General features: G+C 71.2%; 24 protein-coding genes. 16 read left to right on the forward strand and 8 right to left on the reverse strand.

The window, feature by feature from the left end; all coding sequences use genetic code 11:
- The first annotated feature begins 551 nt into the window (after window positions 1-551).
- The 5 genes from ACSDR0_RS06810 to gndA all read left to right on the forward strand — a co-directional run bounded on the left by ACSDR0_RS06810 (window position 552) and on the right by gndA (window position 6,994).
- Window positions 552-1,271 carry an ABC transporter ATP-binding protein gene (locus ACSDR0_RS06810; RefSeq protein ID WP_435287879.1) on the forward strand — a complete coding sequence of 240 codons (720 nt, stop codon included), beginning with the start codon at window positions 552-554 and terminating at the stop codon, window positions 1,269-1,271.
- Window positions 1,268-2,086 (forward strand): ABC transporter permease, encoded by an 819-nt coding sequence (locus ACSDR0_RS06815; RefSeq protein ID WP_435287880.1) that lies wholly within the window; start codon window positions 1,268-1,270, stop codon window positions 2,084-2,086. The genes ACSDR0_RS06810 and ACSDR0_RS06815 overlap by 4 nt, the downstream gene beginning before the upstream one ends.
- A gap of 155 nt (window positions 2,087-2,241) precedes the next feature.
- Window positions 2,242-3,543 carry a glycosyltransferase family 4 protein gene (locus ACSDR0_RS06820; protein ID WP_435287881.1) on the forward strand — a complete coding sequence of 434 codons (1,302 nt, stop codon included), beginning with the start codon at window positions 2,242-2,244 and terminating at the stop codon, window positions 3,541-3,543.
- A 66-nt stretch (window positions 3,544-3,609) separates the two neighbouring features.
- Entirely contained in the window at window positions 3,610-5,337 is a 1,728-nt protein-coding gene (locus ACSDR0_RS06825; protein ID WP_435287882.1) for a serine/threonine-protein kinase, read from the forward strand.
- A gap of 226 nt (window positions 5,338-5,563) precedes the next feature.
- Window positions 5,564-6,994: an NADP-dependent phosphogluconate dehydrogenase gene (gene gndA / locus ACSDR0_RS06830; protein WP_435287883.1), complete on the forward strand. Its 1,431-nt coding sequence runs from the start codon at window positions 5,564-5,566 to the stop codon at window positions 6,992-6,994.
- Window positions 6,995-7,047: 53 nt separating this feature from the next.
- On the opposite strand, the gene ACSDR0_RS06835 is transcribed toward gndA, so the two are convergent.
- The 3 genes from ACSDR0_RS06835 to ACSDR0_RS06845 form a co-directional block, all read right to left on the reverse strand.
- Window positions 7,048-7,653, reverse strand: a complete 606-nt coding sequence (locus ACSDR0_RS06835; protein ID WP_435287884.1) for a TetR family transcriptional regulator — start codon at window positions 7,651-7,653, stop codon at window positions 7,048-7,050.
- Window positions 7,654-7,823: 170 nt separating this feature from the next.
- Window positions 7,824-8,780, reverse strand: coding sequence for an alpha/beta hydrolase (locus ACSDR0_RS06840; protein WP_435287885.1), 957 nt, complete (start codon window positions 8,778-8,780; stop codon window positions 7,824-7,826).
- Between the two features lie 56 nt (window positions 8,781-8,836).
- On the reverse strand, window positions 8,837-9,772 hold the full coding sequence (locus tag ACSDR0_RS06845; RefSeq protein ID WP_435287886.1) for an NADP-dependent oxidoreductase: 936 nt from the start codon (window positions 9,770-9,772) through the stop codon (window positions 8,837-8,839).
- 136 nt (window positions 9,773-9,908) lie between these two features.
- Here ACSDR0_RS06845 and ACSDR0_RS06850 point away from each other — a divergent pair, with 136 nt between their 5' ends.
- The 6 genes from ACSDR0_RS06850 (at window position 9,909) to ACSDR0_RS06875 (ending at window position 15,681) form a co-directional block, all read left to right on the forward strand.
- Complete coding sequence (locus ACSDR0_RS06850; protein WP_435287887.1) at window positions 9,909-10,448, forward strand: MarR family winged helix-turn-helix transcriptional regulator; 540 nt, start codon at window positions 9,909-9,911, stop codon at window positions 10,446-10,448.
- A 253-nt stretch (window positions 10,449-10,701) separates the two neighbouring features.
- Window positions 10,702-11,478 carry a hypothetical protein gene (locus tag ACSDR0_RS06855; protein WP_435287888.1) on the forward strand — a complete coding sequence of 259 codons (777 nt, stop codon included), beginning with the start codon at window positions 10,702-10,704 and terminating at the stop codon, window positions 11,476-11,478.
- A gap of 28 nt (window positions 11,479-11,506) precedes the next feature.
- The gene (locus ACSDR0_RS06860) at window positions 11,507-12,634 is read left to right on the forward strand and encodes a hypothetical protein (protein ID WP_435287889.1); all 1,128 of its coding nucleotides are present in this window, start codon (window positions 11,507-11,509) and stop codon (window positions 12,632-12,634) included.
- Window positions 12,631-12,834, forward strand: coding sequence for a hypothetical protein (locus ACSDR0_RS06865; protein ID WP_435287890.1), 204 nt, complete (start codon window positions 12,631-12,633; stop codon window positions 12,832-12,834). The genes ACSDR0_RS06860 and ACSDR0_RS06865 overlap by 4 nt, the downstream gene beginning before the upstream one ends.
- The gene (locus ACSDR0_RS06870) at window positions 12,831-14,300 is read left to right on the forward strand and encodes a hypothetical protein (RefSeq protein WP_435287891.1); all 1,470 of its coding nucleotides are present in this window, start codon (window positions 12,831-12,833) and stop codon (window positions 14,298-14,300) included. The genes ACSDR0_RS06865 and ACSDR0_RS06870 overlap by 4 nt, the downstream gene beginning before the upstream one ends.
- An 85-nt stretch (window positions 14,301-14,385) precedes the next feature.
- Window positions 14,386-15,681, forward strand: coding sequence for an AAA family ATPase (locus ACSDR0_RS06875; RefSeq protein ID WP_435287892.1), 1,296 nt, complete (start codon window positions 14,386-14,388; stop codon window positions 15,679-15,681).
- Between the two features lie 198 nt (window positions 15,682-15,879).
- Here the strand turns inward: ACSDR0_RS06875 and ACSDR0_RS06880 are convergent, their stop codons facing one another.
- Together ACSDR0_RS06880 and ACSDR0_RS06885 are read right to left on the reverse strand one after the other, a co-directional pair.
- A complete protein-coding gene (locus ACSDR0_RS06880; RefSeq protein WP_435287893.1) occupies window positions 15,880-16,836 on the reverse strand; it encodes a GNAT family N-acetyltransferase in 957 nt (318 codons plus the stop codon).
- A gap of 95 nt (window positions 16,837-16,931) precedes the next feature.
- Window positions 16,932-18,512, reverse strand: coding sequence for an MDR family MFS transporter (locus ACSDR0_RS06885; protein ID WP_435287894.1), 1,581 nt, complete (start codon window positions 18,510-18,512; stop codon window positions 16,932-16,934).
- A gap of 115 nt (window positions 18,513-18,627) precedes the next feature.
- Here ACSDR0_RS06885 and ACSDR0_RS06890 point away from each other — a divergent pair, with 115 nt between their 5' ends.
- The 4 genes from ACSDR0_RS06890 to ACSDR0_RS06905 all read left to right on the forward strand — a co-directional run bounded on the left by ACSDR0_RS06890 (window position 18,628) and on the right by ACSDR0_RS06905 (window position 20,816).
- Window positions 18,628-19,179 carry a TetR/AcrR family transcriptional regulator gene (locus ACSDR0_RS06890; protein WP_435287895.1) on the forward strand — a complete coding sequence of 184 codons (552 nt, stop codon included), beginning with the start codon at window positions 18,628-18,630 and terminating at the stop codon, window positions 19,177-19,179.
- Complete coding sequence (locus tag ACSDR0_RS06895) at window positions 19,176-19,493, forward strand: DUF4031 domain-containing protein (RefSeq protein ID WP_435287896.1); 318 nt, start codon at window positions 19,176-19,178, stop codon at window positions 19,491-19,493. Before ACSDR0_RS06890 ends, ACSDR0_RS06895 begins: the two co-directional genes overlap by 4 nt.
- 32 nt (window positions 19,494-19,525) lie before the next feature.
- Entirely contained in the window at window positions 19,526-20,071 is a 546-nt protein-coding gene (locus tag ACSDR0_RS06900; RefSeq protein WP_435287897.1) for a type 1 glutamine amidotransferase domain-containing protein, read from the forward strand.
- A gap of 217 nt (window positions 20,072-20,288) precedes the next feature.
- Window positions 20,289-20,816, forward strand: a complete 528-nt coding sequence (locus ACSDR0_RS06905) for an ATP-binding protein (protein ID WP_435287898.1) — start codon at window positions 20,289-20,291, stop codon at window positions 20,814-20,816.
- Here the strand turns inward: ACSDR0_RS06905 and ACSDR0_RS06910 are convergent.
- From ACSDR0_RS06910 to ACSDR0_RS06920, 3 genes are read right to left on the reverse strand one after another with little or no spacing between them, the layout of a single operon-like run.
- Entirely contained in the window at window positions 20,703-22,145 is a 1,443-nt protein-coding gene (locus tag ACSDR0_RS06910; RefSeq protein ID WP_435287899.1) for a WS/DGAT/MGAT family O-acyltransferase, read from the reverse strand. The two genes, ACSDR0_RS06905 and ACSDR0_RS06910, sit on opposite strands and share 114 nt — an antisense overlap.
- A 4-nt stretch (window positions 22,146-22,149) precedes the next feature.
- On the reverse strand, window positions 22,150-22,308 hold the full coding sequence (locus tag ACSDR0_RS06915) for a hypothetical protein (protein WP_435287900.1): 159 nt from the start codon (window positions 22,306-22,308) through the stop codon (window positions 22,150-22,152).
- A 29-nt stretch (window positions 22,309-22,337) separates the two neighbouring features.
- Window positions 22,338-23,408 (reverse strand): PucR family transcriptional regulator, encoded by a 1,071-nt coding sequence (locus ACSDR0_RS06920; RefSeq protein ID WP_435287901.1) that lies wholly within the window; start codon window positions 23,406-23,408, stop codon window positions 22,338-22,340.
- 138 nt (window positions 23,409-23,546) lie between these two features.
- On the opposite strand from ACSDR0_RS06920, the gene ACSDR0_RS06925 reads away from it, so the two are divergent.
- Window positions 23,547-24,854, forward strand: coding sequence for a serine hydroxymethyltransferase (locus ACSDR0_RS06925; RefSeq protein WP_435287902.1), 1,308 nt, complete (start codon window positions 23,547-23,549; stop codon window positions 24,852-24,854).
- Window positions 24,855-25,019: the final 165 nt, after the last annotated feature.

Raw genomic sequence — 25,019 nt, forward strand, 5'->3', positions numbered from 1 at the left:
CATCCCCCACCACCACACAAGGCGGAAAAAGGAACGCAGTGGATGTTCAACCAAAGGAATCCGTCCCCCACCCCAAAAGGGCAGGTTGAACGGGGTTGTGCATCATGCACTGGCTTTTAACACACTGTTGAGTTCTCAAGAAACGGACGCGTACACCATCACCCTGACCAGCCAGATCGGCCGACCCGAACTCCGGGGCGTTCGTTTTGTTTTATTCTGTTCTTTCGTTGTGCCTTTATTCTTTCAGGCTTGCTTTTTCGTGTCAAACCGACCCGATCCGGCTTACCTGTTTCAGAATTTACAGCCTCCCCTTTCGGGGCAACCGTTCTAAGCTACCTGATCGTCCGATTCATGTCGAATCAAACCCTTTTGGGGACAAAGATCCCCTAAGGATGAAGATCGCTTAGAGAGGGTTCCGAGGCCCCGGCGCAGGCGCCGTCTCCCTCGGGTCTGGTGAACTTTATGAACCCCGACCCGCCTCGTCAAATCAACCGCGCTCCCCGGGGGAAAACCGATTGCCCGGAGGGGGCGGCGAACCGCACGCTTGCGTGGTGGTGATTCTTGAGGCCGTGGCGCTGGCGAAGAGGTTCGGCCCGGTGGCCGCCGTCCAGGAGGTGAGCCTCACCGTCGACGCGGGCCAGATCGTAGGGCTGCTCGGCCCCAACGGCGCGGGCAAGTCGACGACCCTGCACATGCTTCTCGGCCTGATCACGCCCGACAGCGGGAGCATCCACATGTTCGGCCTGGACCTCGCCAGGAACCGGACCGAGGTGCTCAGTCAGATCAACTTCGCCGCGAGCTACGTCGACCTCCCCGGTGTCCTGCACGTGCGCGAGGTGCTCGACGCCTTCGCCCGGCTGTACGGCGTGCGGAGGCCGAAGGCCCGGGTGGCGGAGGTCATCGAGCTGCTGGACCTGGGCCCGTTGCGCAGGCGCCGTGTGATGGAGCTCTCCTCCGGACAGCGCACGCGCGTGCAGCTGGCCAAGGCCCTGATCAACGAGCCGAGCCTGCTCATCCTGGACGAGCCCACCGCCAACCTCGACCCCGACGCGGGCGACCGGATCCGCAACCTGCTCGTCCGGGTGGCGGCCGAGAGCGGGCGCGCGATGCTCATCACGTCCCACAACATGCAGGAGGTGGAGCGGATGTGTCACCGCATCCATTTCATGTCCGAGGGCCGGATCGTGGCCAGCGGAAGCACCACCGAGCTCACCGACGTCTACGGCGCGGAGGATCTGGAGGAGGTCTTCCTCAAGGTGGCGCGATCATGACGTTGACCCATCCCCCGCTCGGTCTGGCCGCGCGCAGGCAACGCATCAGCGGTGTGGTCTTCCGCGACCTGGCGGCGCTGCGGCGCAGCCCGGTCCGGATATTCGAGATCGTCTTCTGGCCCACGATCGAGCTGTTCGTCTGGGGCTTCGTGACGCTGTTCCTGCAGTCGCAGCGGGTGCCGTTCATCGCCACCTTCCTGCTCGGCGCGGTCCTGCTGTGGCAGGTGCTCCAGAAGGCCAGCAACGAGATCTCGATAGCGTTCCTTGAGGACATCTGGAGCAGAAACCTGCTGAACGTCCAGGTCAGCCCGCTTTCCAATGTCGAGTACGTGATCGGGCTGATCGTGTTCTCGTTCGGCAAGGTCGTCTTCGCCATCGCGATCATGTCGGGGCTGGCCCTCGTCCTCTACGGCTTCGGCGTCACGAGCCTGGGCGCGGGGATGGTGCCGTTCATGGCGCTGCTGCTGGTGATGGGCTGGTCCCTCGGCCTGATCGGAATCTGCGCGGTGTTGCGCTTCGGCGAGAACGCCCAGGTGATCGCCTGGTCCCTGGTCTTCGTCGTGCAACCGCTGGCGGGCATCTTCTACCCCGTCGAGACGCTTCCCGGCCCTCTCCAGGCCGTCGCGGCGTTCATACCCGCGACCCACGTCTTCACGGGCATGCGAACCGTGCTGAACGGCGGTGCCGTGCCCTGGGAGAGCCTCGCCTGGGCGGCGCTGCTGGACGCCGTCTATCTCCTCGCCACGCTCGGCCTGTTCGCGTGGGCGCTGCGCCACGCTCGCGTACGCGGCCGGCTGTCACGCTTCGGCGAATGACGAGCGGTGCGGACCGAAGGAACGAGGAGCACAGGGAGCGGGAGAAAGAGCAGCTCTCCGGATACTTACCAGGATGTCGTGATGTGTGCGCTTTGGGGAAAGCGGCTCCGGGGAAGTGAAGAACAGGGAGGGCGAGAGGGCGGGGGGCTCTCGGCATGTCGCGGATATCACGTATATCGAGAAAGGTCCGGAACCAGGCCAGGCGCGCGGCGTTCCATCTGCTGCGGGCGCTCAACGCGAGGCGGGCCAGGCGCGCTCCGGCGCCCGACACCGGAACGGTCCGCATCCTGCTGCAGCACGCGTACGGGATGGGCGGCACGATCAGGACCGTGCTCAACCTGGCGGGCCACCTCGCGCGCGAGCGCGACGTGGAGATCGTCAGCGTGGTCCGGACGGCGAGAGAGCCGTTCTTCCCCATCCCGCCGGGCGTGCGGGTGTCGTTCCTTGACGACAGGACCGGGCGGCGGGGTCCGGTGGCGCGGCTGCTGTCGCGGCTGCCGAGTGTCCTGATCCCGAGGCAGGAGAACATCCACCGGGCGGTCTCGCTCCGGACGGACCTGCTCATGGTCCGTTTCCTGCGGTCCATGCGCACCGGCGTGCTGATCTCCACCCGGCCGGGATTCAACCTGATCACCGCGCTGTTCGCGCCACCGGGCGTCATCACCGTCGGCCAGGAGCACGTGGCCCTCGACGTGCACGCCCCCGAGGTCGTCCGGCTCATCAAGCGGCGCTACGGCAGGCTGGACGCCTTCGTCACCCTCACCGAGACGGATCTGGAGCGCTACCGCAGGGCGCTGAGGACACCCCCGGGGCGGCTGCTGCGCATCCCGAACGCCGTGACCGCGCTGGCCGGTGACATCTCGAAGCTGGACGAGAAGGTCGTGATCGCCGTCGGCAGGCTGGTGTACGCCAAGGGCTTCGACCTGCTGGTCAAGGCGTGGAAGCCGGTGTCGGAGGCGCACCCCGACTGGGTGCTGCGCCTCTACGGGCGCGGCGGGCCCGAGGCTGAGCGCAAGCTCCGCGACAGGATCGAGGAGGCCGGGCTGTCGGACACGATGCTGCTCATGGGCAGCTCGCCGGAGATCGGCCTGGAGCTGGCCAGGTCGTCGATCCACGTCGTCAGCTCGCGCTACGAGGGGTTCAGCATGACGATCCTGGAGGCGATGAGCAAGGGCGTGCCGGTGGTGAGCTTCGACTGCCCGCACGGCCCCGGGGAGGTCATCGCGCACGAGCACAACGGGCTGCTGGTCCCGCGGCAGAGGCCCGCGGCGCTCGCGGAGGCGCTCTGCCGGTTGATCGAGGACCGGGAGCTGCGCCGCACGCTCGGCGGCAACGCCGTGCTGACGGCCGCCGGCTACGGTCTCGACACCATCGGCGCCCGCTGGGACGCGCTCCTGGCGGAACTCGGTGACGGGCGTCCCACCGCTCGCGGGCGCCATTTGTCTGACCAGGCATAAGGGAATACAGACACGGTTCGCGTTGGAAACTCCGGTAATCTGCCGCTCGTCTTCAGGAGGTGGCAGGTGACCGGAGCTGGCGCCTTTGCGGTACCGGGCTACGAGGTGTCCGGGGTGCTCGGCCAGGGCGGCTTCGGGATCGTCTACCGGGCCAGGCAGCTGGCGGTGGAGCGTGAGGTCGCGCTCAAGGTGGACAACCGGGTGCTGGTCTCCGAGCGGGACCGGCGCCGTTTCATGCGTGAGGTGACCTCGGCCGGTGCCCTCTCCGGTCACCCGCACGTCGCCCATGTCTACGACGCGGGGGTCCTGCCCGACGGCCGGCCGTACATGGTCCTGGAACTGTGTCCCGGCGGGTCGCTGCTTGACCGCATGCGGGCGGAGAAGCGGCTGCCGCCGGCCGAGGTCGCCGACATCGGCGTCCGGATCGCCGACGCGCTGTCGGCCGCGCACGCCGCCGGGGTGCTGCACCGCGACATCAAGCCCGCCAACATCCTGATCAACCGGTACGGCAACGTGGTGCTCTCCGACTTCGGCCTGGCCACCATGCCGTCCTCGGGCAGTGAGGCGTCGGTGACCCGGGAGTCCCTCACCCCGGCCTACGCGCCGCCCGAGGCGTTCGAGCTGACCGAACCCGCCGCCGCCGGTGACGTCTACTCCCTCGCCGCCACGCTGTACGCGCTGCTCTCCGGGCGCCCGCCGCGCTTCCCCGAGAGCGGCGTGGTCAACATCGCGGTCATCATGGCCCTGCACCGCCTTCCGATCCCCGAGATCCCGGGGGTGCCGCCGGAGCTGACCGCCGTGCTCAGGGAGGCCATGGCCAGCGACCCCGCGCGGCGTACCCCCTCGGTGTCCGCACTGCGCGACGCTCTCACGGACCTGCGCCTGGAGGGGAGCGGCCCGGCCCACCGGTCCCGTGCCCCGCGTCCCGTCACCCCTTCCCCGGTCCCGGTCCCGGTTTCGGGAAAGGGCCCGGTCCCCGCGCCGCCGTACGCGCCGGAGGCCCCGCACGCGTCGCCGTACGGCTCCCCGCCGGGGCTCGGCGGGCCGGGCGGGGAGCCGGTGCGGTCGCACCTGACGTCGCCGGGCCTGAAGGGGCTCTCCGGTACCCAGTCGCCCACGGCGGCCCAGGCGCAGGCGCATCCCGCCTCGTCGAACGTGCGGATCTTCATCGCGGTGGCCGTGGCCTTCGCGATCCTGCTGATCGCCGGCATCGGGCTCATGTACGTCGAGAACCGCGACCAGACCCCGTCCACCGGACAGCAGCAGCCGGGCTCGCAGGCCCTCCAGGGCGGAAGCGGCGACAACGGCGGGAACGGCGGGGACGGCGGAGACACAGCGCCGGAGGCGGGCGCGTCCCCGGCGTCCAAGGTTCCCGAGGTCGCCACGGTCACGGCCGCCTGCCCCGCCACGGGGGTGGCGGGTGCGGGGGCCGCGTGCGTGGCGGAGGCCGAGTGCTGGGGCGGCCTCGTCGCGATCGCGGGCGACACCACGGCCAAGCGGATCGGCTGCGAGGAGTCCCACTCGTGGGAGACGTTCGCGATCGCCCCGCTGCCGCGGGACTCGCTCACCTACGACCTGGCGGCCCTGGAGAGGCATCCGACGGTGAAGAAGGTGTGCTCGGCGCAGATCATGCTCTCCTCCCGGTACGGCGACGCCCGCGGGGTGGGTCGGGCCAGGTGGCGGAGCACGGTCCTGCCGCCCTCCAAGGAGCAGTTCCAGGGCGGCGCGCGGACCTATCGCTGCCTGGGCGGGGTCCTCGGCTCGGAGGCTCCGGGAACCCTGTTCCGCCGCTGATCTCCAGGAATTCCCATGGTTTTCCATGGATCTCCAGGGATGGCCCACGTTCGCGCGCCGGGCTCCGACATCTCGTCCCCGCTCCCGCCGGACGCGGCAACCCCCGGGGGCGGGCGGTTCGTGGATCCGTGCGGCGCCCGCGCCCTTTCGCCCGCGACCTCTCCGCACCTTCGGATCGCGGTGGGTGCAAACTGGCATTCTTGGACACGACAAAGGAGTGTCAGAGATGACTCAGGCTCAGATCGGTGTGACAGGACTGGCCGTCATGGGGGCGAACCTCGCCCGCAACCTGGCCAGGCACGGGCACTCGGTAGCGGTACACAACAGGTCCCATCACAGGACCAAGGCATTGATCGAGGAACACGGGGACGAGGGAACCTTTGTCCCCTGCGAGACTCCCGAGGAGTTCGTCGCGGCGCTGGAGCGCCCTCGGCGCATTCTGATCATGGTCAAGGCGGGTGCGCCGACCGACGCGGTGATCGAGGAGTTCGCCCCCCTGCTGGAGCCGGGCGACATGCTCGTGGACGGCGGGAACGCGCACTTCCTCGACACGCGCAGGCGCGAGGCCGCGCTGCGCGAGCGTGGCCTCCACTTCGTCGGTGCCGGGGTTTCCGGCGGTGAGGAGGGCGCGCTGCTCGGGCCGAGCATCATGCCCGGCGGCTCCAAGGAGTCGTACCAGGCGCTGGGCCCGCTGCTGGAGGACATCGCGGCGAAGGTGGACGGCGTGTCCTGCTGCACGCACATCGGCCCCGACGGCGCCGGGCACTTCGTGAAGATGGTGCACAACGGCATCGAGTACGCCGACATGCAGCTCATCGCCGAGGCCTACGACCTGCTGCGGCAGGGGCTCGGCCGGACTCCGGCGGAGCTCGCGGACATCTTCGCGGAGTGGAACGAGGGTGAGCTGTCCTCGTACCTGATCGAGATCACCGCCGAGGTGCTGCGTCAGGTCGACGCAGCCACGGGCAAGCCGCTCGTCGACGTGATCGCCGACCGGGCGGAGCAGAAGGGCACCGGCCGGTGGACGGTGCAGATCGCGCTGGACCTGGGCGTTCCGGTGAGCGGCATCGCCGAGGCGGTGTTCGCCCGCTCCCTGTCCGGCCACGCGGACCTGCGCGCGGCCGCGCGCGGCCTGCCGGGCCCGTCGGGCGTGCCCGCGGGGGCCGTCGGCGAGGACTTCGCCGAGGACGTGCGGCGGGCGCTGTACGCCTCGAAGATCGTCGCCTACGCCCAGGGGTTCGACCAGCTCAGGGTCGGCAGCACGGAGTACAACTGGGACCTCGACCTCGGCGCGCTGGCCACGATCTGGCGGGGCGGCTGCATCATCCGCGCCGTCTTCCTCGACCGCATCCGCGAGGCGTACGCGGCGCAGGACAAGCCGGTCACCCTGCTCGCCGCCCCCTACTTCGCCGAGGCACTGACCCTGGCTCAGGGCTCGTGGCGGCGGGTGGTGGCGAAGGCCGCCGAGCTGGGTATCCCGGCGCCGGGCTTCTCGACCGCGCTGGCCTACTACGACGGGCTGCGCGCCGAGCGCCTGCCCGCGGCCCTGATCCAGGGCCAGCGTGACTTCTTCGGCGCGCACACCTACGAGCGGGTGGACCGCGAGGGTTCCTTCCACACCCTGTGGTCGGCCGACCGTACGGAGGTCGAGAGCTAGTACCCCGGGGGCGGCGCGGTGCCGCCCCCGCCTCCCCCGTCCCGGCACCGCGCTCAGGGAAGTTCGGGGAGCAGTGCGAACGCGCGGTCGGCGGCGGCGACGGCCGAGGGGTGGATCCCCTCGGCCGTCGCCCCCTCGACCAGGGCCAGCCAGTTCCGCCGGGCCAGCACCCGCTGCGCGGCGAGGACCTGACCGGCGACGAGCAGCGCGGTGAGCTCGTCCGTGACCTCGGCGAGCGCGGTGGCGAGAGCCTCCTCGTCGTGGGCCATGTAGTGGAGCAGCCGGGCCGCGAGGCCGGGCGTGGAGAAGACCATCCGGTGGTAACCGAGCACCTGGGGATGGTCGTTGAGCCCCGTCACGGGATCGCGCCGCTCAAGCCCGGCCAGGAAGTGCCGGTGCAGCGCCGCCAGCGGCGCCTCGCCCGCCCCGCGCTCGCGGACGACCCTGGCGGCCTCTCCCTGATGGTCGGAGATGCGGTGCAGGACGAGGTCCTCCTTGGTCGGGAAGTATTTGAACAGGGTCGGCTTGGAGATCCCCGCCGACGCCGCCACCTCCGCGACCGACACCTCGTCGAATCCGCGCTCCAGGAAGAGCGCGATCGCCGCCGCCGAGATCGCCTCGTGGACCTGCCGCCTCTTACGTTCACGGAGTCCTGTCACGCGCTCCAACCTAACAGAACCACAACTCGGTCAATATCTTAACTCAGTTAAGGTTTTTGGAGATGACGTGCGACGACCGGCACGGGACTCGACGACGAGCGGCGGAGTGATTCGGGCAGGCGGGGAGGCGAGCCGGCCGGCCGGAACGCGACCGGCCGGTCATCAGGGGGTCACAGGGAGGCGAGGGCGCGGACGCGGTCGGCGATGACGCGGCGGGCGACCTCGGAGGTGAAGGCGATGCTCTCGAACTCGTGCGGGACGCCCGGGTGCAGGTGGAACTCGACCGGGACGCCGGCCTGGCCGAGACGCAGGGCGTAGGTGAGGTCCTCATCGCGGAAGATGTCGAGCTGGCCGACCTCGATGTAGGCCGGCGGCAGCCCGGCCGGGTCGACGACGCGGGCCGGGGCGGCGTAGGCGGGAGTGTCGGGGCCGGCGGCGGTGTCGCCGAGCAGGGCCTGCCAGCCGGTGCGGTTGTCGTCCCACGACCACAGGACGAACGGCGCGAGCTGCGGATCGGGAGTGAGAGTGCGGTCGTCGAGCATCGGCATCACGAGGATCTGCCGGGCGATGGCCGGGCCCTTGCGGTCGCGGGCAAGGATCGACACCGCGGCGGCCAGGCCGCCACCGGCGCTGTCGCCGAACACGCCGATGCGGGTGGGATCGACGCCGAGGTCTGCGGCGTGCTCGTGCAGCCAGACCAGAGCGGCGTAGGCGTCCTCGACCGGGGCCGGATACGGGTGTTCGGGGGCGAGCCGGTAGTCGACCGACAGGATCGGGGTGCCGCTGGCCGACACGTAACGGGAGACCGAGCCGTCGAACAGGCCAACGTGACCGAGGATCATGCCGCCGCCGTGGAAGTAGACGGCCGCGGGGCCGGGCTCGCCGCCCGTGCCCAGCTTGGCGTACCAGCGCAGCAGGATCGTCGCGCCGTCGGCGGTGATCAGGTGGTGGTCGGTGATCGTGACGTCGTCCGGGGTCGGCTGGGCGGTGTCGGCGTGGCCGATGAGCCCTTCCAGGGCCGCGCGGCGAGCGGCGACGTCACCGACCGGCGGGGGTGTGGCCTCGGCCATCGCGGCGGCGATCGGGGCGAGGGCCTCGGCGACCTGGGGGTCGAGGGTGAAGGGCATGGCGGTTTCTCCTCGCGGTGAGCGATACGGGTGAGCGATACGGGTGAGGGGCAGGGTCAGGCGGGGGTGAGGACGGTCTTGCCGGCCAGCCGGCCGCTGACGGCTTCGTCGTGGACGGCGGCCAGATCGGCCAGGGGCCGCCGGGCGGCGACATCGATCCGCAGCCGCCCGGCGTCGACGCGGTTGACAAGCTCGGCGAGCTGGGCGGCGTCGCTGCGGGCGAAGACCCTCACCGCCCGCACCTCGCGCCCGGCGTCCTCGACGCCGGGGGTGGTGGTGCTGACGAACACGCCACCGTCGGCGACCAGGTCGACCAGCACGGCGGTCTCCTCCGGCGAGGTGGCCACCAGGTTGAGCACGACGTCGAATCGCTGTCCGGCCACCGCCCGCGCCAGCGGGGTGGCGGTGTAATCGACGACCCGGTCCGCGCCATGGCCGCGGACCCGGTCGGCGCTGCGGGCGCTCGCGGTCGCCGTGACGAGTGCCCCGGCCTGCGCGGCGAGCTGGACGGCGTATCCACCGACCGCGCCGCCCGCACCGTTGATCAGCACCGACTGCCCCGCGTTCAGGGCGGCGTGGTCGAACAGCGCCTGCCAGGCCGTCAGCCCCACCGCCGGGAGCGCGGCGGCGTCGGCCAGCTCGACCGTGCGCGGCGCGGCGGCCAGCACCTCGCCCGGGACGGCGACGTACTCGGCGGCCGCGCCATCGGCGTTCATCGGCAGGAAAGCCACGACGGCGTCTCCGGCCCTCCAGCCGGTGACGCCCTCCCCGACCTCGGCGACGGTCCCGGCCACGTCGATCCCGGGCACATGCGGGAAGACCAGTGGGAACACCTGGCCCAGGTAGCCGGCGCGGATCGCCACCTCCACCGGGTTGAACGAGGTGCCGGCCACCTTCACCACCACCTGCCCCGCGCCCGCCACCGGACGGGGGGCCTCCTCGTGGGCCAGGACGTCGCTGTCGCCGTAGCGGTGGTAACGCACTGCCTTCATGGTCTGTCTCCTCCACTTGTTTGCTTCGAAATTGAAGCATGTAGAGACAGTAACCTGCTTCGAGTTCGAAGCAATACCCCGCGGCGGTGTGACAACCGTCACTACGTTTTGAATTCGAAGCACGTACGGTAGGGGGATGACCGACACCGATGACCGCGACGGCCTCAGGCCCGAGCAGCTGGGGACCTACTTCGCGCTCATGGAAGCCGTCAACCTGCTCCAGCACGCCGTCGAGCAGCAGCTACGCGCCGAGGTCGACCTCAGCTACGTGCAGTTCCAGCTCCTGGCCCGCCTGGCCGACGCCCAGGGACAGCTGACCATGACCGCCCTGGCCGACGGCGTCGTCTACAGCCGCAGCGGCCTGACCTACCAGGCCGCCCTGCTGGAAAAGGCAGGCCTCATCACCCGCGGCCCCTGCCCCGACGACGAACGCGCCACCCTGGTCACCATCACCGACACGGGTCTCGCCCGCGTCGCCGCCGTCCTGCCCGGCCATATCCAAGTCGTCCGCCAGCTGCTGTTCGCCCCTCTCTCCGAAGAGGATCTGGACCACCTCGGCGACATCATGAACCGGGTGCGCGACCACATGCGCACTCAGCCGCCCCGCTCGGCCGCCCCACGCAAAAGCCGCACCAAACTCATCCGTACCACCACAAACTCAGACACGAACCTGTGATGTGAACCACCCCGGGCTCACCATTCCGTTCGCTTACGCGGCCGGTGCGTCAGGGCACCACAGCGGCGGCGCGGGCGGCGCGGGCGGCTCCCGCCGGGTTCCCCACGCCCAGCGGGCGGACAGCACACCTCGCGATAGTTTTCGCATTAAATGACCCTTTCGCCCCGTTATTACCATTACGCGACCTCGCCACAATGCTGGAAATCGCTGGAAATCAAGGGAGGCTGGTGGAACTCCTGTTACGCTCCGGGCCGTGAGTGATTCACTGGACGCGCTGGAACGGCGAATAGCCGACCTTCGCGCCGAGGTCCGACGGGCGGTCAAAGCGAAGGAGAACTCGCTCGCCCGGTCGCTGCGCGGGGATTTACGCAGGGCGGAGCAGGCGTGGGACGCGGCGATAACCTCCGAGGCCCCGGCCGCGCCGCACGAGCCCGAGACCTCGCTGCTGCCCATCAGGGAGCAGGTGCACCAGGCACTTGCCATGCTGGGCGTACCGATGTCGGCCAAGCTGATCGTGGCGGTGAACGACGCCTTCTTCTCCCGCGAGCTGCGCGGCTCCCAGCTGACCAGCCTGCGGCGCGACGAGGAGCGCTCGTTCCGCGGCGCCCCCTACGCCAGGCCGTACTACCTGTGCGCCGCGCTGACCGACCGCCTCTCCCCCGCCAGGGGGCTGCTCGCCGACAGCACCTGGCCGCCCGAGCTGCGGGTGCTGGGACCGCTGAGCCCGCGCGTCGACTTCCTCACCTCGGCCATGCGCGTCGCCGAGCACCTGACACGGCTGGCGGAGCCGCCCGCGGGAGCGGTGCGGCTGCTGTCGCGGATGGCGCAGAACATCCCAGGCGCCGTCGAGGGCTTCGCCCCGGCCGACCCGGCGACCGCGATCCGCGCGGCACGGGCCGAGCTGGAGGTCCACCTGGCCGCCGACTCCGCGCAACGGGCCGACGTGGCGGCGCGGGCGGCGCGGCAACTACCGGACGTGGAGCGCCTGTTCGGCGCCACCGCGATGAACACCTTGAGGGGGGCCTGTTGAAGACCAGGCTGGACGGGGAGACCGGCTCATGAACAAGCTCAGGGAGAGGGCCTTCCTGAACAGGCTTGACGAACTGCGCGGGCCGATGCCGTCACACCCGCACGACGCGCGGGCCATCGCGGCGCTGGCCGCCAACCCCGGCTGCGCGCGCCGGGCGGTGATGGACGCGGCGGGGATCGACAAGGACCTCACCGCCCGGCACGTCGGCTTTCCCGCGCCGTTCGGCCAGTCCCAGTTCGCGATCGCCCGCGGGAACGTGTTCGAGGCGCTGGTGAAGGAGAACGGCTGCGCCGAGCTGCTGCGGCTCCTGCGCGGGCTGCTCGGCCTGGAGGTCGCCCAGGTCGGCTACCGGGACGTGGAGAGTGTCGGCTCCCACCTGCGTCACTCGCACACCCGGGCGCTGATCGACCGCGCGGCGCGCGAGGACGACGGGACGGCGGTCTTCTACGACCACCCGCTGTTCAGCCTGGAGATCGCCGGGCACACCTCCTACCTGGAGCCGGACGTGGTGGCCTTCCAGATCGGGGGGCGCTTCCACATCGTCGAGATCAAGTCGTTCAGCATGATCGACGACCAGGCCGAGCCGGAGAAGGTCGCGGCGGCGGCACGGCAGGCGGCGGTCTACGTCCTGGCGCTGCGCACGCTCATGGCCGACCTCGGGCACGACCCCGAGCGTGTCTCCCACGACGTGGTCCTGGTCTGCCCGGAGAACTTCGCCAACCGTCCGACGGCGGCACTGGTCGACGTGCGCAAGCACCTCTCGGTCCTCAACCGCCAACTGACCCGGATGACCAGGGTCGAGCACCTGCTGGACGGCCTGCCCGGCGACCTCACCTTCGACCTGGCCCCCGGCGAGGACGGCGTGCCGACCCGCTCGGCGGAGGAGCTGGCCCAGGCACTGCTCCAGGTGCCCGCCCGCTACGCGCCCGACTGCCTGTCCACCTGCGACATGTGCATGTTCTGCCGTCACGAGGCCCGCGCCTGCGGGTCCACCGACCTGCTCGGGCGCCAGGTACGCGACCAGCTGGGCGGCGTCTCCGGCATGGACGAGGCCCTCGGCCTGGCCGAGGGCACCCGCGAACCGGCCGAGGGCCAGGAGGAGATCGCCCGCCTGCTCCGGCTGGCGAACCGGCTGCGCGAGGAGTCGCTGCGGTGAGCACGGGCGAACCGGCCGCGCGAGGAGTCGCCGCGACGAGCACGGGCGGACCGTCCGCGCCGGAGGTCACCTCGGCGAAAACCGGCGAGGTGACCTCCGGTGGAGCCACCGCGACGAGCACGGGCGGACCATCCGCGCCGGAGGCCGCCGCGGCGGGGGGCGGCGAGGTGGCCGCGAGGCGGACGGAGGGCGACAGGTGAGCGCGCTGACCGCGCTGGCACAGCTGCGGGCCGCCAGGGACGGCGTCGCGCAGCGGATCACCACGGTCCGGCACTGCCACGTCTCCTCCCAGCCGCTGGTGTTCATCCCGCTCAAGCTCGCGGGCGAGGCCGCCGCGCCGCTGGCCGCCATGGTCGGCACCGACCCGGGTCACCCCCGGCTGCTCATCGTTCCCCAGCCCCGCAACCGGGACCTGCGGTTCGCCTTCGCCGCCGGGCTGGCCGAGGTGCTGCTGCCCTACATCGAGGGGTTCGAGAAAAGCACCGAGACGGTCGAGCGCAGGGGCGGCGAGCCGTACGAGCGGTGCCTGGACGCGCCGCAGATCCTGGTGCCGAACCGGCCCGCGGCCTCGTTCGCCGCGCTGCTGGGCCGGTCCACCCGGTTCCGCAGGGCCGAGGGCCCCTACCCGGTGCATCCCTCGGTGCCGCTGCTCGGCCGGTGGCTGACCTACCTGGCCGACCGGTCCCGGCAGCCGGGCTCCTCGATGCTGCTCGCGGCCACCGAGGCGCTGAGCCTGCACTGGGCGACCGGGCAGAGCGGCCTGGAGGACGCCAACCTGGCGGCGCTGCTGGGTTGGATCGATCCGCCGCCGGGGATGTCCGGGCGCCGGGCGGCCGAGGAGGCCGAGGACCCGCTGCTCTGGCCTCCGGCGGGCCCCGCCACCGACCCCGGCTTCGACAACGAGGTGCTCGGCCCCGCGATACGCGCCTACGAGGAGGCGCCGACCGATCGCGCCGTCGACCGGGTCAGCCAGGCGCTGCGCACCCAGCTCGAACCCACCTGGCGGCTGATGTGGCGGAGCGTGGACCTGCTGCGCTCCCTGCCCGAGGGGTCGCGGGTGAAGGACCGCTGGGAGATCGACCGCGGGTCGTTCACCCGGTTCGTCGAGCGGATCGCCGAGGGCGGGCCGCCTCAGGCGCGCAGGGACGGCGCGGTCGGCGCCGCCGCGCGGCTGGCGGGGCTGGAGCGGGCGCGGGCGAGCTACGACGTGCAGCGGGCCCACGACGACCCGCTGCTCATGGCCGAGTACCGGCTGAGCGGCGAGGCCTTCGCCGGGACGGTGACCTCCGCCGACCCCGAGCACAGCGAGGGCGAGGGCCGCTCACGCAAGCTCCGGCCCCTGATCACGGTAAGGACCGGCGACCCGGTGCGCCTCTCCCCCGGCGCCACGGTCGGCAGCCCCGACCGGCGCGGCCACGCCGCCGAGATCGTCGAGATCGAGGACGGGGAGATCACCCTTAAGATCACCAAGGGGATGGGGCGGGGCAGGACACCGGCCCCCGGTTCGGTGCCCGAGCCGGGCGAGCTGGTCTCGTACACCTCGCTGACCGACGACTTCCAGTCGTCGGCGTCGCTGCCCGACCCCGAGCAGACGCCGTGGACCCACGGCGGGCCCCCGCAGGAGTACGAACCCGGCGACGACGACGCGCAGGAGGAATGGCTTTGAGCGTTCACCCGACCTCGCGCCGCCGGGCGGTGTCCCGTCTCGCCGCGCGCGCCGCCCGCGCGGCGGGCCGTGACGGGGGCGCGGCATGACCCCGCAGCAGGAGGCGGCGGCCGTGGTGAAGGCCGTGCTGGCCGACCTGCCCCGCCACCGCGGCGTGGTCGTGGACTCGCCGCCGGGCGCGGGCAAGTCCACGCTGGTGGTGCGGGCGGCGGGGCACATCGCGGAGACCGGCGAGCCGCTGATGATCGTCGCCCAGACCAACGAGCAGGTCGACGACCTGGTGGAGCGGCTCGCGGTCGAGCACCCCGACCTGCCGATCGGCCGCCTGTCGGCGAGCGGCTACATCACGCCCGGCCGCATCCTCGCCCACCCCAACGTCTCGGTCGCGGGCAAGCTGCCCGACCTGGGCGACCCGGCCGTGGTGATCGCCACCGCCGACAAGTGGGCCTGGATCGGCGACCGTACCTGGCCCTGGGCCATCGTCGACGAGGCGTACCAGATGCGCTCGGACAAGCTGCTGCGCATCGCCTCGCTGTTCGAGCGGTCGCTGTTCGTGGGCGACCCCGGCCAGCTCGACCCGTTCTCGATCGTGGACGGCGACCGCTGGGCGGGCCTGTCGTGGGATCCGGTGCAGAGCGCGGTCTCGGTGCTGCTCCGGCACAACCGCGACCTGCCGGTGCACCGGCTGCCGGTCTCCTGGCGGCTGCCCGCCTCGGCGGCGCCGGTGGTCTCCGAGGCGTTCTACCCGTTCACCGGGTTCCGCTCGGGGACGGGCCCCGGCGACCGGTCGCTGGAGTTCACCGTGAACGGCATGCGCACCTCCCACGACCGGGCACTGGAGGAGGCGGCCGTGTCGGGCTGGGCGCTGTACGAGCTGCCGAGCCGCCACACGGTGCGCACCGACGCGGAGGCCGTGGCGGCGACCGCGGTCCTGGCGACGCGGCTGCTCCAGCGGGGCCCGATCGCGCACTCCGAGCGCGGCAGCCACCCCGTCACTGCCGACAGGATCGCCATCGGCGCCGCGCACCGCGACCAGGTCGCCGCGATCAGGGCCGCCGGGGTGCCGCCGGAGATCACGGTGGACACCGCCAACCGCCTGCAGGGCCGGGAGTACGACGTGACGATCGTGCTCCACCCGCTCTCCGGGCGCCGCGACGCCACCGCGTTCCACCTGGAGTCGGGGCGGCTGTGCGTGCTCACCTCCCGGCACCGCCACGCCTGCGTCGTGGTGGCCAGGGCGGGCATTCCCGAACTCCTGGACGCCCACCCGTCGTCCGAGCCGGTCCAGCTCGGCGTGCCGGTGAAGTTCCCCGACGGCTGGGAGGCCAACCAGGCGGTGCTGGCCCACCTCTCCAAGCACCGGGTGACCCCGGACGGATGACCCGGCCGGGCTCTCCCCCACGGGTCACCGGGTGGGTGTGGGCGACCGGCGGGGCCCCGGGGTGCGCCTTGGTCCAGGCGACGCGCGCCGCCGCCGCGCCGCCGGGACCTTCCCGCGGTCTCGTACGGGAAGGCCCGGCCGGTGTCCGCACGGTGGAGGGTGTGGGCGGGCGGTGTCGCACGGCGGAGCGGGCGGAGGTCAGATCGTGCGCTGCCAGACGTCGATGGCCAGCACCTGGCGCATGCCCACCGAGAGGTAGAGGTCGAGGGCGGGCGTGCTGTTGTTGGCGTCGACGTGGAGATAGGTGCCGACCCGCCCGCGGCGGGCGTCGTCGGCGAACGCCCCGCGCAGCATGAACCGGCCCAGGCCCCGGCCCCTGAAGGCGGGCAGCACGGCCAGCTGGCGCACGTAGCCGGAGTTCTCGTCCCCGAGGAAGGCGTTGGTCCCCAGCAGCATCGCCACGGGCTCGCCGTCGAGGCGGGCGACCGTCAGCTGCGCCCAGTCGGTGCTGACCGAGGAGTCCAGCTCGCCGTACCACTCGTCGTAGTCCTTCGGGGTGAATCCGAAGTGCTCGGCGAAACCGGCCTGCTGCACGGCGTGGCCCTGGCGGCGCACCTCCTCGGTGAGCCCGTCGTGCACCGTCATCCCGGCCGGGAGCTCGGGCCGGGGCACCGTCCCCTCGTGGTCGGCACGGAGCCGGATGAAGCTGGTGGCGGCGGCGAAGCCGCGGGAGGCGGCGATGGCGCGCTTGCCGCTGTCCTCCCGGTAGAGGCCGATGTCCACCACGGCACGTTCGTGACCGAGCCCGGTGGTGATCTCCTTGGCCCGCTCGGTCACGGTGTCCCAGAGGGGGCCGGTCAGCTCCGGCGTGGCGGGGTGCACGACGACGTCGACGTCGACGTTGTCGCTGAAGCCCTTGCGGCACGCCCAGGCCCACGCCACCAGGCGCCCGGTCTCGTCGTGGACGAGCCAGCCGTCGGACTTCCCGTCGAAGGAGGAGTCGTTCAGCTGGTCGGCGACGTCGTCCAGGGTCATGTCGGCCTTGCCGATCACCTGGGTGTCACAGAGCGAGATCAGCTCGTGGATCTCGCGGGCGTCGGCGGCCAGCGGCCGCCGGGTGACGTGCCCGGCGATGGCGGGGATGGTTGTCTTCATGCCCTCATCGTGGCGGGGGCGGCTTGGGGATCGCTGGGTCGGCACTTGGCGCCGGCCGACCGGTCGACGGATCAGCCGGCCGGCTGACCGGTGGGTCAGTCGAGCACCGGGACGGGGGACCGGACCTGGTCGTCCTCGGACGTCTCGGGTCCGCCGCGCAGCGGGATCTCCTTGATGAAGGCCGCCAGCAGCGGCACCAGGACGGCGAACAGGATCGCCCACCAGAAGACGCCGGAAATGGACTCGGCCAGCGACTCCAGGAAGCCGACCCGCACGTTGGCGGGCAGCTCGTGCAGCGCGGCCGGGTCGAACTGGGCGCCGCCGGAGGCGAGCCGCTCGCCCGCGGCGCCCAGCTTGCTCTCCAGGTTGGAGGTGAGCTGGTTGTTGAAGATCGCGCCGAACAGCGAGACGCCGAACGAGCCGCCGATGGAACGGAAGAAGGTCGAGGCGCTGCTGGCGACGCCGAGGTCCTTCTGCTCGACGCTGTTCTGGGCGATCAGCATGGTGGTCTGCATCAGGAAGCCCATGCCGACGCCGAGCACCGCGATGAACACGCCGGTCTGCCACGAGGGGGTGTTGACGTCCATCAGGGAGAGCAGCCACATGCCGAGCGCCATGCCCACGCCACCGAGGATCGGGTACAGCTTGTACTTACCGGTCTGGGTGATGGCACGGCCGACGAAGAGCGAGATCACCATGGCGGCGCCCATCATCGGGAGCAGCAGCAGGCCGGAGTTGGTGGCACTGGCCCCCTGGACCGTCTGCTGGAACAGCGGGAGGAAGTTGATCGCGCCGAACATGGCGAACCCGAGCAGGAAGCCCACGCCCGAGATCAGGCTGAAGTTGCGGTCGCGGAAGACGTTGAGCGGCATGATGGGCTCGGCGACGCGGCGCTCCACCATGACGAACAGCGCCAGCGTGACCACGGCGAGCCCCGCCAGCCCGAGGATCTGCCACGATCCCCATTCGTAGTCGTTGCCGCCCCAGGTGGTGATGAGGACCAGCGCGGTGATGCCGACCGAGAGCAGGGCCGCGCCCAGCCAGTCGATGCGGTGCTCGGTGCGGAGCTTGGGCAGCCGCAGCTTGACCGCGAGCAGGGCCAGGGCGACGAACCCGATGGGCAGGTTCACGTAGAAGGCCCAGCGCCAGTTGAGGTTGTCGGTGATGAACCCGCCGACGAGCGGGCCCGCGATCATGGCGAGTGACATCACGGCGGCCATGATGCCCTGGTACTGGCCGCGCTCGCGGGGCGGGACGAGGTCGCCGATGATCGCCATGGCGTTGACCATCAGGCCGCCCGCCCCCAGGCCCTGGAGCGCGCGGAAGGCGATGAGCTGCATCATGCCGTCGGACGGCCCGCCCAGCATCTCGGAGCCCGCCATGCCGCAGAGCGCGGAGCCGATCATGAAGATGACGATGGAGGCCAGGAAGATGTTCTTCCTGCCGTACAGGTCGCCGATCTTGCCCCAGATGGGGGTCGAGACGGTGGTGCCGAGAACGTAGGCGGTCACCACCCAGGACAGGTGCGTCAGCCCGCCGAGCTCGCCGACGATGCGCGGCATCGCGGTGCCGACGATCATGTTGTCGAGCATGGCCAGGACCATCGCGAGCATCAGGCCCGGCAGCACCACCATGACCTCGCGACGCCGCGCCGGCGCGGCCGCGGTCTCCTTCACTTCTGTTTCCCCCTGTTTTTGATCTTACTTACTTGCCGACCGGCTAGCGTCGGATATGCTGGAATGTAAGCCGCTTACTTGCCGGCCGTCAAGTCAGTTTCTCGGTAAGGGAACCATGAGGGAAAACGCCGACACACGGACACGCATCCAGGAGATCGCCCTGAAGCTCTTCACGGAGCAGGGGTACGAGGTCACCTCGCTCCGCGAGATCGCGGAGGCCCTCGGCGTGACCAAAGCGGCCCTTTACTACCACTTCAAAACCAAGGACGACATCATCGCCAGCCTGGCGGAGAACCGGGTGAGGGCCATCGAGGAGCTGATCGCCTGGGCCCGGTCCCAGCCGCGCACCGACGAGACGCGCGACGAGCTGATCCGCCGCTACTCCCACGACCTGCACCGGGGCAGGCACCACGAGATCATGCGGTTCTTCGAGCGCAACCAGGCCTCGCTCAAGAACCACCCGACGATGGAGAAGAACCGCGAGCGGATGTTCGAGCTGCTCACCTTCCTCGTCGATCCGGAAGACCCCCTGCCCACCCAGCTGAGGCACTCGATGGCCCTGTTCGCGCTGCACGCCTCGTGGTTCATGCTCAGGGGCGAGGAGATCTCCGACGAGGAACGCCAGGCCGCCGCCCTGGAGGTCGCGCTCGACCTCGCCCGGCGGTGAGCGTGCTCATCGACCCGCCCAACTGGCCGGGTCCGCACGGCCTGCTCTGGTCGCACCTGGTCAGCGACAACTCGACCGGGGAGCTGCACGCCTTCGCGGAACTGCTCGGCGCGCCGCGCCGGGCGTTCGACCGCGACCACTACGACGTTCCCGAGACCGTCTACGAGCGGGCCGTCGCGCTGGGCGCCGAGGCCGTGTCCTCGCGCGAGCTCGTCACCCGGCTCATCGCCTCCGGCCTCCGCCGGCGCAAGGTCCGTCCTGGAGCCGACAGCTCTCGCATAGATCCCGGCACGGCGGGCATGGCATCCCGTTGATGACATAACCGCACGTCAACGAAGGGGACGACATGCTGAACGGCAAGACGATCGCGTTTCTCGTGGCCCCGGAGGGCATCGAGCAGGTCGAGCTCACCGAGCCGTGGAAGGCCGTCAAGCAGGCGGGGGGAACTCCCCGGCTCATCTCCACCGAGCGGGGCGAGGTCCAGGCGTTCAACCACCTCGACAGGGCCGACAGGTTCCCGGTGGACGCGACGGTCCAGGAGGCCTCGGCCGCCGGCTTCGACGGGCTGGTGCTGCCCGGCGGCGTCGCCAACCCCGATCTGCTGCGGACCGTGCCGGAGGCCGTCGGCTTCGTGAAGGCCTTCGTCGACGCGGGCAAGCCCGTCGCGGCCATCTGCCACGCGGCCTGGACACTGATCGAGGCCGACGCGGTACGCGGCCGCAAGGTCACGTCCTGGCCGAGCCTGCGTACCGACCTGCGCAACGCCGGAGCGACCTGGGAGGACCAGGAGGTCGTGATCTGCTCCTCGGGCCCGAACACGATGATCACCAGCCGCAGGCCCGACGATCTCAAGGCCTTCTGCCAGGCCGCGGTGGACGCCTTCTCGGGCTAGCGTCCCTCGATCACCGAAGCCGGGCGGGGGCCTGTGACCCCCGCCCGGCGGGCGTTCCGCGCCCGGCCCCGGAGGGAATCCTCCGCACATCCGGCCATTTGTCCAGAAGCTTTGCTTTGCCATGTCGTGCCGCTTTCCAGGGACACGATCACCCATCCCCGATTAGGACGGGGCGCCCGGGGCAAGGCTTCTACATCGGCTGCGAAAGGAGGGGACCGTGGAGGCCACGATCGCGTTGCGTCTGCCGCGTGACGCTGCGAGTGTTCCCGTGATCAGGCAACTTCTCGACTCCTCGCTACACGCCCTGGGCGTGATACCGCAGATTCGCGAGGACATCCAGCTCATGCTCTCGGAGGCGTGTTCCAACGTCATCCAGCACGCCACGCCCAGCGACGACTACATGGTCAGCACCGAGCTGTCGAGGGACCGTTGCGTCATCAAGGTGGTGGACGCGGGCAACGGCTTCGACTTCTCCCGCGCAACGTCCCCCGCCCCCACCTCGGAGCACGGCCGGGGACTGCTGATCATGCAGGCCCTGGCCGACGACATCCGGTTCGTCAACAGGCACGAGAAGGGGTCGATCGTCTGTTTGGAGAAGGCCCTGCGCTTCGTCGAGGACGCCCCCGGCCTGTCACTGCTCCTCAACGAGGAACTTGAGCTCGACGAGGGCGTCCCTGAGATAGTCGGTGACGGTCCACACGTCGGGGACCATGTCCCTGCAGGCGATCACGCCGACGTCAAGTGAGCCGTCGTAGGAGAAGACCGTGATGTTGAGACCGCCGCTGGCGTCGGTCACGACGGAGACCGGGTGGTACGAGAGAAGCCTGGCCCCGCTCACGTAAAGGGGGAGCTGCGGGCCGGGCACGTTGGAGATCACCACGTTGATCGGGCCCGAGCTGCCGGCGAACAGGTTGAAGGCCGCCCGGGAGGCCAGGCCGGTCAGCGCGGAGGGCATCATGTCGCTGAGCTGCTGGAGCCAGCGCGCCGGGGCGAGCGACGAGCGGTCCTTGATCAGCCGCATGGCGTCCCGTACCGCCAGCAATCGCTCCACCGGGTCGGCGACCTGCGTCGCCAGCGTGGTGATCATGATGCTGACCTGGTTGCCCTCGCTCTGGTCTCCGGGGAGACGGAGCGAGAACGGCACCCCGGCGACGAGGGGCTGCTCGGGCAGCGCGTCGTGCTTGAGCAGCCACTGGCGCAGCGCCCCGGCGCACAGGGCCATCACCACGTCGTTCACCGTGACGCCGAAGGCGTTCTTGACCAGCTTGACGTCCTCCAGCGGCAGGGTGGTGTAGGCGAACCGCCGGTGCGCGCTGATCCTGCCGCTGAACGGGGTGCGGGGAACGGTCATGCGGGGCATGGCGGGCACCTCGGCGGCCCCGGACCCGGACAGGTAGGTGACCAGGTCCCTGGTGAGCCGCGAGACCAGCCCCGCCCCGGGCACCTGGGAGATCAGCGGGATCTCGTCGAGGTGGGGGACGGCGCCGATCAGGAACCGTATCGTGTTGGCCGGGTTGACGACGGCCTTGGCCAGCCCCCTGGCGACCATCTCCCCCGTGTCGATCTCCTCCTCCGGCTCGCCCTCGGGCGCCGGCCCGACCTCGGCGGGCTCGGGGGAGGTGTCCAGCAGACCGGCCAGCACGTCGGCGCCGGTGACGCCGTCGACCGCCGCGTGGTGGACCTTCATGTAGAGGGCCGTACGGTCGCCGCGCAGGCCGTGGATCAGATACATCTCCCAGAGCGGGCGGCGCCGGTCGAGGCGGCGGGCGTGCAGCCTGGCCACCTGCTCGCCCAGCTGCTTGTCGCTGCCCGGCCTGGGCAGCGCGATCTCGCGCACGTGGTAGTCGAGGTCGATCTCGGAGTCCTCGGTCCAGTACGGATGGTCCAGGCCGAACGGGACGAAGGCGAGCCTCGCGCTGAAGGGCGCGGCCAGGTGGAGCCGCCGGGCCAGCAGCGACACCAGGTCAGCGCGCGACAGCTCGCCCGACAGGATCGCGAGCCCCCCGATGTTCGCGACGTTCGTCGAGGTCTCGAAATTCAGGAACTGCGTATCCACCGCGCTGAGCTGCCGCACCGTCTTACCTCCGGGATGTCGTGCTCCCATCCTGCTCCCGCGAGGTCGCCAGAGCCAACGCGGCCAGCGCGACGAGAACGACCACGGACACCAGGACCAACGACAGCGGGATGAGCGTGAGCACGACGATGATGGTCATGATCTCGTTGATCAACTGCAGCACCGGAGTGCTGTGCCCGAATTATCCGGTCATTACACCGCATTCCAGCGACCGAGCTTGAGCGCGAGATGGAGTTCTAACCTGTGGGTTCCGTTCTTCAGATTGCGGCCCGCCAGCTGCTCGATTCTGGTGAGACGGTAATAGAGGCTGGTGCGGTGCAGGTGGAGCAGCCTGGCCGTCTCCTGGGCGTCTCCCCCGCTGTCCAGATAGGTCTCCAGGGTGACGAGGAGCGCCGGGTGCTCGCGCAGCGCGTCGAGCGGGCCGCCGGCCGGGCCCTGCTGGCCCGCGACCGGCTCGGTGAGCAGCCGGTAGACGCCCAGGTCCGGCCAGCGGGCGACCGGCCGCAGCGCGGGTTCCGCCGCCGCGGCCCTGGCCGCGGTGAGCGCCTCCTCGTGCGCCCGCACGGCCGACTCCAGCCCCGGGTGCGGGGCGCTGATCCCTGCGCCCGAGCGGGTCCTGGCGGCCAGCCGCTCCCCCAGCGCCACCGCGTCCTCGCCGCGGTTCAGCAGCAGCACGGCGTGGCGGTCCAGGATCGTGAAGGCCGGTGGGCGGCGCGCCCTGCCCAGCTCCGCGCCGACCGCCTCGCGCAGGCCGTCCGGGTCGCCCCGCAGCGCCAGGATCCGCAGCGGCCCCTCGCCGAGCACACCGGCCGCCCGCCGCACGCCGATCTCACCGGTGAGCAGCTGGCTGAGGGTGTGGGAGCTGCCTCCGTCGTCGAGCAGGGCTGCGATCGCGGCGGCGTCGCGCACGGCCCTGTCCTGCTCCTGCGGGTTCAGCGGGTCCGGCCCCTCGATGATCCAGAGGTAGCCGACGCGGCGGTCCTGGTGGAGCAGGGGCACGCAGAGCCTGGCCGCCATCCCCAGGTCAGGATTTCTCGGGACCCGTACCGGATCGCGGGTCACCGCCACCCCGTGCGCCTCCTGCCAGGCCCCCACCTCCGCGGGAACCGACCGCGAGAGGATGGCCTGTGCCCTGACCGGATCGACCTCCCCGTGGTGGGCGCTGTGCGCGACGACCCGGCCCTCCAGGTCGTCCACGGACATGCCCCGGCCCACGGCCGCGGCGAGCGACTCCAGCAGGTCCTGAACGTCATCCGCTATCACGTTCCAATCCTACAGATGTAGGAAGGATCTCCGGCGGCGGAACGATGACGCGATCTGGCCCGAGCCGTAGCGTCGCACTTGTTCATTTTGGGAGTCCGCCCTGTGGGAGCAGCCCGATCGCCCGGTGAAAGGAACCTCGTGGAGGAGCGCAGCCGCGTCGCCCCGTGGGCGCCGCCGCGCGCACAGCTGCGCCTGGCCGAGCTCGAGGCCGAGGTGGACGGTCTGGGTCTCGACGCGATCTCCCGGCTGGTCGACGCGGTGCTGGCCGAGCACCGCGGCCGCCTCGACGAGGACGGCGTGGTGCTGTACGCGGGCACCAACACGATGAGCGAGCGTGCCAGGACCGCGCACGAGATCTCCCTGGGCTGCCGCCCGTCGATGGGCTGGCCGGGAGAGAAGCGCCAGACCGGCCTGGACGAGCTGGACGTGCTGGAGGTGCTGGCCCCGCTCCAGGTCGCGGCGCTGATGGGCGGAGAGTTCGCCGAGGTGCGGCTGCAGAGCGCCACGCTGGCCAACCTCGCCTGCTACGGCGCGTTCACCAGCCCCGGCGACACGATCGCGGTGCTGCCGGAGACCGCCGGGGGCCACGCCAGCCACCACGCCCAGGGCGCCGCCGGGATCCGGGGCCTGCGGGTCGCCGAGCTGCCCTACGACGCCGGGCGGCTCGACGTCGACCACGCCGCCCTGCCGGCGTTCCTGCGCGAGCACCGGCCCGCGCTGGTGGTGGTCGGCGCGAGCCTGATGCTGTTCCCGTACGACGTCGCGGCGGTGCGGGCGGCGTGCGACGAGGTGGGCGCCCTGCTGGTCTACGACGCCTCGCACGTGGCGGGACTCATCGCGGGCGGCCGGTTCCAGCGGCCGCTGGACGAGGGCGCGCACCTGGTGACCATGTCCACCTACACGTCCTTCGGCGGCCCGCCCGGCGCGGCCGTCGTGACCCGCGACGAGGATCTCGCCCGTCAGGTGTCGGCGACCGCCTACCCCGGCCTGACCGCCAACTACGACGCCTCGCGCCTGGCGCCGCTGGCCCTCGCCGCCGCCGAGCACGCCGCGGGGGGTTCCGCGTACGCCGACCGCTGCCTCGCCGGCGCCGGGGCGCTGGCCGCGGCGCTGGACGGCGAGGGCTTCGCCGTGACCGCCGCCCACCGGGGCTGGACCGCCTCGCACCACGTGGCGGTGGACGCCGCCGCGTTCGGCGGCGGGGACGAGGCCGCCCGGCTGCTGGCCGAGGGCGGCGTCTATCTCAGCGGTGTCCGTCTCCCGGGACAGCCTCCCGGTGAGCCCGCGCGGGGCCTGCGGATCGGCACCCAGGAGGTGACCCGCCGCGGCTTCCGCCCGGAGACCATGGGCGAGGTCGCGGTCCTGATGCGCCGCCTGCTCGTCGACGGCCACGCTCCCGCCGCGGTCCGCCGGGACGCGGTGGCCCTGCGCCGCGCCATCCCATGATCCCGGACCGGCCCGCTCGACCCCCGGGGGTTCGCCCCCTGGCGGGCCGGTCCGTTCATCGCCACTCCCCCTGACGGGCGGACCGGCCCGCGTCCCCCCTGGCGGACCGGTTCGTCGCCTTCCGCCCCACCCGCGCGCGTCCCCTCGTCCGGACGGGTCACCTCC

The sequence above is a fragment of the Streptosporangium sp. G11 genome (assembly GCF_051192615.1).
Lineage (GTDB): Bacteria > Actinomycetota > Actinomycetes > Streptosporangiales > Streptosporangiaceae > Streptosporangium.